Origin of the sequence: uncultured Lutibacter sp. (assembly GCF_937891065.1) — a bacterium.
Classification (GTDB): Bacteria; Bacteroidota; Bacteroidia; order Flavobacteriales; family Flavobacteriaceae; genus Lutibacter.
In genome coordinates this window covers 1-6,474 of the sequence record NZ_CALAEQ010000130.1, presented here as the reverse complement: position 1 = coordinate 6,474, position 6,474 = coordinate 1, and the positions used below count along the sequence as shown (strand labels likewise).

At 30.2% G+C, this 6,474-nt stretch carries 5 protein-coding genes and 1 pseudogene; 5 read left to right on the top strand and 1 reads right to left on the bottom strand.

All coding sequences use genetic code 11. From position 1 onward, the window contains the following. The 5 genes and pseudogenes from Q0352_RS07405 to Q0352_RS07385 form a co-directional block, all read left to right on the top strand. Window positions 1–198 (top strand): annotated as a pseudogene (locus Q0352_RS07405) (hypothetical protein); the annotation flags it as partial. Window positions 199–202: 4 nt separating this feature from the next. Continuing rightward, window positions 203–964: a xanthine dehydrogenase accessory protein XdhC gene (gene xdhC / locus Q0352_RS07400; protein WP_299525952.1), complete on the top strand. Its 762-nt coding sequence runs from the start codon at window positions 203–205 to the stop codon at window positions 962–964. After that, a complete protein-coding gene (locus Q0352_RS07395) occupies window positions 954–1,586 on the top strand; it encodes an NTP transferase domain-containing protein (RefSeq protein ID WP_299525949.1) in 633 nt (210 codons plus the stop codon). The genes xdhC and Q0352_RS07395 overlap by 11 nt, the downstream gene beginning before the upstream one ends. A gap of 328 nt (window positions 1,587–1,914) precedes the next feature. Further along, window positions 1,915–4,245 carry a leucine-rich repeat domain-containing protein gene (locus tag Q0352_RS07390; protein WP_299525946.1) on the top strand — a complete coding sequence of 777 codons (2,331 nt, stop codon included), beginning with the start codon at window positions 1,915–1,917 and terminating at the stop codon, window positions 4,243–4,245. Window positions 4,246–4,493: 248 nt separating this feature from the next. Further along, a complete protein-coding gene (locus Q0352_RS07385) occupies window positions 4,494–5,852 on the top strand; it encodes an aldehyde dehydrogenase (RefSeq protein WP_299525944.1) in 1,359 nt (452 codons plus the stop codon). Window positions 5,853–5,871: 19 nt separating this feature from the next. Here Q0352_RS07385 and Q0352_RS07380 read toward each other — a convergent pair. Continuing rightward, on the bottom strand, window positions 5,872–6,474 hold a 603-nt coding region (locus Q0352_RS07380; RefSeq protein ID WP_299525941.1), incomplete at its 5' end, for an STAS domain-containing protein.

The window sequence follows — 6,474 nt, the reverse complement described above, 5'->3', positions numbered from 1 at the left end:
AATTATCATGATTATCAAATGACCCGTATTCATCAAGCTCCAAAGGTACATGTGGAAATTGTAGAAAGTACAGATAGACCAACTGGTGTTGGAGAACCTGGTGTGCCTGTTATTGCTCCTGCTATTGTAAATGCTATATTTAAAGCAACAGGAAAACGATATTATAATTTACCTTTATCTGACCATGGTTTAGTATAATTTTATGAACAACTGGATAGATTTATTACAAAATTTTAAGCTTAAAAGACAACCTATTGCTTTAGTAACAATTACAAAAGTTTTAGGTTCTGCTCCTTGCAAAGTGGCTTCAAAAATGATTGTTACGAAGCAAAAAGAAATTTTCGGAACTATAGGTGGCGGAAAATTAGAATTTCAAGTAATTGATGAGGCTGTAATTGCAATTAATGAAAATAAAATAAAAGAATTCTCATACACTTTAGGCCCTGAATTTGAACAATGTTGTGGCGGAAAAGTTGAATTAATTATTGAACCTATGAATCAAACTCCTGAATTATTTTTATTTGGCGCAGGTCATATTGGCATTGAAATTTGCCATATATTAAAAGATACTCCTTTCAATATTACCTTATTAGATACACGTGATAATTGGAGAAATACTATTGAAATAGATAAAAGTATTAATTACGTTGCTATTGATTTTGATTTATACAAACAACACATAAACTGGGGATCAAATTGTTATGTGGTAATTATGACGCACGATCATAAATTAGATTTTGAAATTACTGCTTTAGCATTACATTCTGAAACCAACTATATTGGATTAATTGGAAGTAAAACCAAAAAGAATAAGTTCAATAATATGCTAAGAAACGAACTGAATTTTGAGGCTGGTATTTCACCCGTTCATTGTCCGGTTGGATTAGATTTAGGCGGTCATACACCAAAGGAAATAGCCATTAGTATTGCTGCTGAACTACTGAAAGAATACTATGGGAAATAAGTCCGTTTTTGTACTGTTAGCTGGTGGAAAATCAGAAAGAATGGGTGTAGATAAAGGTTTGTTAAAATATCAACATACTTTTTGGATTTTAGAACAACTAAACAGAATTTCAAAAACAACAATTTCAGAAGTATATATTGGATTAGGCTACAATTACCTTTATTATTTTGATGCAATTCCTTGGTTTGAAAATGCAGTTAATAACTATGTAGATTTTCAAAATTTAAAAGTTAAAATAACCATAAACCAACATCCTGAACTAGGTTCATTTTCAACGCTGCAAACTGTTTTAACAGCAATAGATTCAACCTGCAATGTACTTTTAAATCATATTGATATTCCTATTTTAAATTCAAAAGAACTTCAAAAAATTATTGATACAAAAAATAGTATCGTTATTCCAAATTTTGAAGGTAAAAATGGACATCCTATAAAAATAGATTCTTCCTTTTGGAAACAACTACTTTCTTTAAAAGTAGATGATAAGAATGCTCGGTTAGATTTTCAAATAAAAAAAATGAAACTCAACAAAATTTCCAAAATTGAAGTATTAGACAATGCTATTTTGAAAAATTTAAATACCAAAACTGCTTGGATTTCTTTCTTAAATGAAGCTCATTAAATACTCCTAAACCTTCAGTTAAATGATATCTTAAATCATCAATCTCATTGATTATGACTTCTTTAAATTTTGGATTCCTTTTATACCATCTTCTCTTAATTGAATCAAATGAATTACTTTTCCTGCAGTTTCATATTTTTCAACATTATAAAAAATTATGAATTACTATTTTAAATACCTTGCTAGCTATTATGAAACTTGGTTTCTCTAAAAATATTTTTTTTTTATTATTTATTACAATTCATTAAAAATAACTTCTATATTTGTACTTTACGCTTTTGTGTGAAAAAGTACGTCTAAGTTATTTAAAAATCAAATAGAACTATCTATGAAAACTTATTTTAAAGCATTTTTTTTACTGCTGTTTGTCTATTCGTGTGCTCCTGAAGAAACAATCACGAATTTTAATCTTTCAACAAGTGTTGTACCAGCAAATTCTGGGACTATAGCTACTATTAATCAACCTAATAGTAATATTGTTCAATTAATAGCAATACCGGCTGAGGATTATATTTTTCAGGGTTGGATTATTGGAGATCAAACAAATCCTTCAGAATTTGATAGCACGTTATATGTGCAATTAGATTCAAATAAAAATGTAACTGCACTATTTCAATATGTAGTTCAAGATGCTGATGGTGATGGTGTTCCAGATGATATTGATTTATGTAATAATACCAGACCTAATAAAGAAGTTGATAGCAATGGTTGTGCTGATTATCAAAAAGATTCAGATAACGATGGCGTAAATGACGATAGAGATGACTGTCCTAATACTTCAAATGGTTGGCCAGTTGATGACAATGGTTGTGCTGATTATCAAAAAGATTCAGATGGTGATGGCGTAAGTGATTATAACGATCAATGTCCTGATACTAGATCTGGCTCCTCTGTTAATTACTGGGGTTGTGCCGATTATCAAAGAGATTCAGATAATGATGGTGTAATGGATGATAGAGATGATTGCCCTTATACTTATTGGGGAGCAACAGTAGATTATAATGGTTGTGCTGATTATCAAAAAGATGATGATGGAGATGGTGTAACCGATGCTGATGATTTATGTCCTAATACGCCGTATGGTGCCTATGTTGATTCAAACGGGTGTGCTGATAGCGAAAGAGACACAGATGGTGATGGTTTTATGGATGATGTAGATTTATGTCCTAATACTCCATTTGGAGAAGGAGTTGATGCGAATGGATGTTCAACGTCTCAATTTACCTATGTACCAGATGATAATTTTGAACAATATTTGATTGATATAAATCGTGATGATGTACTTGACGATTATGTACGTACCAATAGTATTAATACTTTAAGTTCTATAAATATACAATACCAAAATGTAACAGATTTAACTGGGATTGAAGATTTTACGAACTTACAATATTTATATGCCTACGACGCCGATCTTACTAGCTTGGATTTGAGTAATAATACTAGCTTATATTATTTAGATGTCCGTTATAACCAACTTACAAGTATAGATGTAAGTAATAATCCTAATTTACGAACTATATATGCCGACAACAATCAACTTACTAGCATAGATGTGAGTGGAGCAACAGCTTTACAATATTTATATATCTGGCAAAATCAACTTACTAGCTTGGATGTGAGTGGAGCAACATCTTTACGATATGTATATGCAGAGAGCAATCAACTTACTAATTTGAATACGAGTGGAGCAACAGCTTTATACCAAGTACGTGTCTATAACAACCAACTTACTAGCTTGGATGTGAGTACTAATTCTAATTTGTATCGTTTAGAGGCCCAGAGCAATCAACTTACTAGTGTGAATGTAAATGGAGCAACAGCTTTACAATATTTATATGTCAATAGCAACCAACTTACTAGTTTAGATTTAAGTAGTAGTCCTAATTTGAGATATTTAGAAATTAATAATAACCAACTTACTAGTTTAAATTTGAGTGGAGCAACAGCTTTATATTCTCTTAATATGTATAACAACCAACTTACTAGCTTGGATGTGAGTGCTAATCCTAATTTAGACTATGCATATATCGCTAATAACCAAATTACTAGCTTAAATTTCAGTGCTAATCCTAATTTACGCACTGTATATGCCTGGAATAATCAACTTACTAGCGTGGATGTGAGTCAAGCAACAGCTTTACAAAATTTACACCTTCAAAGTAACCAACTTACCAGTTTGGTATTAAGTAATAATACTGCATTAAGAAATTTAGATGTTACATACAACCAACTTACTAGCTTAGATTTAAGTAGCTGTACTGCATTACAATATTTATATGCCTACAGCAACCAGCTTACTAGCTTGGATTTGAGTGTTAATACTGCTTTGGATAATTTTGATGTCGGTTCTAACCAATTGACAAGTTTGAATGTAAGTGGAGCGACAAGTTTACGTTATTTCTATTGCCAATATAACTATTCGCTTACCAGTTTAGTTTTAGGTAATCATCCAGCATTATATTATATATATGCTTATCGTACCCAGCTTGCTAGTTTAGATGTTAGTAATTGCCCTGCTTTAACTAATCTAAATACGTATGCTGGTATTAGCCCTAACCCATCACAATGTATTCAAGTAAGTCAAGACCAGTTAAATAGTATACCTGGGGGTTGGAGTACTTATGGAGCAACGTATTCATTAACACCTTGCCCATAAAATTTTAAAATTGCACTAAATGCTTTATATAAAAAAAGGCTCTCATACTATGAGAGCCTTTTTTGTTATATGTGCCTTTAAGCTAATCCTATAAATAATTGGTTAAAAAATATCATAAATTATCAATCGCATTTATAATAACTTTCATAAAAAATTAGAATTCCTTTTAATTAAAGAATTAAGTCAACTCTTAATTTAAAACAGACGTAGTTATTTATTATATTCGTTTAAATTTAAGGTTATTGGTTATGAAAGAAATTATAGAAATCCAACGAGAATTTTTTAATAGTAATGCAACTAAAAGTTTTGATTTTAGAATTTCGCAACTAAAAAAGTTTAAAAAATTATTAAAATATAATGAAGAGGCAATACACACTGCCATTTATAAAGATTTTAAAAGATCATCTACCGAAAATTACACGGCTGAAATAGGTTTAATTTACCATGAAATAAACAATTGCTGCAAAAATTTAAAGAAATGGGGAAAACGGCAAAAGGTTAAAACTAACTTATTAAATATGCCAGCCAAAAGTTATATTATTCCAGAACCTCTTGGAGTAACTTTAATTATTGGCGCTTGGAATTACCCATATATTTTATTATTTGGCCCAATGATTGCTGCTATTTCAGCAGGCAATACGGCAGTACTTAAACCAAGTGAATTATCGTTAAATACAAGTTCGATTATTGCGAAACTAATAAATGAAAATTTTGAACCTCACTTTTTAAAAGTAATTGAAGGTGGGATTGCAGAAACTACAGAATTATTAAATCAAAAGTTTGATAAAATATTTTTTACTGGAAGCCCAGCTGTTGGTAAAATAGTGTACCAAGCCGCGGCTAAAAATCTTACACCAGTAACTTTAGAACTTGGGGGAAAAAGCCCAGCAATTTTTACAGAAGATTGTAATTTAAAAATTGGAGTTAAACGGTTAATATGGGCTAAGTTTTTAAATGCAGGGCAAACTTGTATAGCACCCGATTATGTTTTGGTTCATGAATCTCAAAAAGAAAATTTTTTAAAATTAGCTGTTGACGAACTTAAAAAAGCTCAATATTCGATTGAAAATGATAATTATGTACAAATAATCAATCGTAAAAACACCCAAAGAATAGTTGATTTAATAGATTCATCTAAAATTTATTACGGTGGAAATTTCAATATTGAAACAAGATATATTGAACCAACTTTAATGACCAACATAACTTTTGAAGATAAGGTAATGCAAGAAGAAATATTTGGTCCAATTTTACCAATTATTTCATATACTAATTTAGATGAAATGATTGCAAAGATTAAATCACTTCCTAAACCTTTAGCGCTTTACTTATTTACAAACAATAATTTTATAAAAAATAAAATTTTAAATGAAATTTCATTTGGTGGTGGTGCAGTGAACGATGCCGTAATGCATTTTACAAATAGCAATATGCCTTTTGGAGGCGTTGGAAATAGTGGTACAGGATCATACCATGGAAAATATGGTTTTAATGAATTTTCACATTTTAAAAGTATTTTATCGAAGCCTACTTTCTTTGAACCTCCATTAAAATATTCACCTTATTCTAAAACTAAATTGAATTTTATAAAAAAAATATTTGAATAAATAGTTTTTGTTTATCCAGTTAATTAAACGCTTCTGGATCTTCAGCTATGTGATATCTTGGATCGTCAATAGCATTGATTATGACTTCTTTAAATTTTGGATTGCTTTTATGAAGTAAAACTTTACATTCTTCACTTAAATGTTTTAAGTGAATTGTTTTACTTGCAGTTTCATATTTTTCAACAATATTAAAAATAGCTTCTAAAGCTGAATGATCACTAATACGTGATTCCATAAAATCTATTTCAACGTTATCCGGGTCGTTTTTAACATCAAATTTATCATTAAAAGTTGTTATTGAACCAAAGAAAAGTGGTCCCCAAATTTCATAAATTTTAGTTCCGTCTTCTCTAAAAGATTTTCGTGCTCTAATTCTGGTTGCATTTTCCCAAGAGAAAACCAGGGCACTAACAATAACGCCAGCAATTACAGCAATCGCTAAATCGAAAATTACGGTTAAAGCTGAAACCAATATCAAAACGAATAAATCGGTTCTTGGAATTTTATTTGAAATTCTAAAACTACTCCATTCAAAAGTTCCAATAACTACCATAAACATAACTCCTACTAACGCCGCAATTGGAACTCTTTCAATATAAGACGAACCAAATAAAATGAATAT

Coding starts and splice junctions, on each gene's coding strand:
- Q0352_RS07390 (WP_299525946.1), top strand. CDS start 1,915: ATGAAAACTTATTTTAAAGCATTTTTTTTACTGCTGTTTGTCTATTCG.
- Q0352_RS07395 (WP_299525949.1), top strand. CDS start 954: ATGGGAAATAAGTCCGTTTTTGTACTGTTAGCTGGTGGAAAATCAGAA.
- xdhC (WP_299525952.1), top strand. CDS start 203: ATGAACAACTGGATAGATTTATTACAAAATTTTAAGCTTAAAAGACAA.
- Q0352_RS07385 (WP_299525944.1), top strand. CDS start 4,494: ATGAAAGAAATTATAGAAATCCAACGAGAATTTTTTAATAGTAATGCA.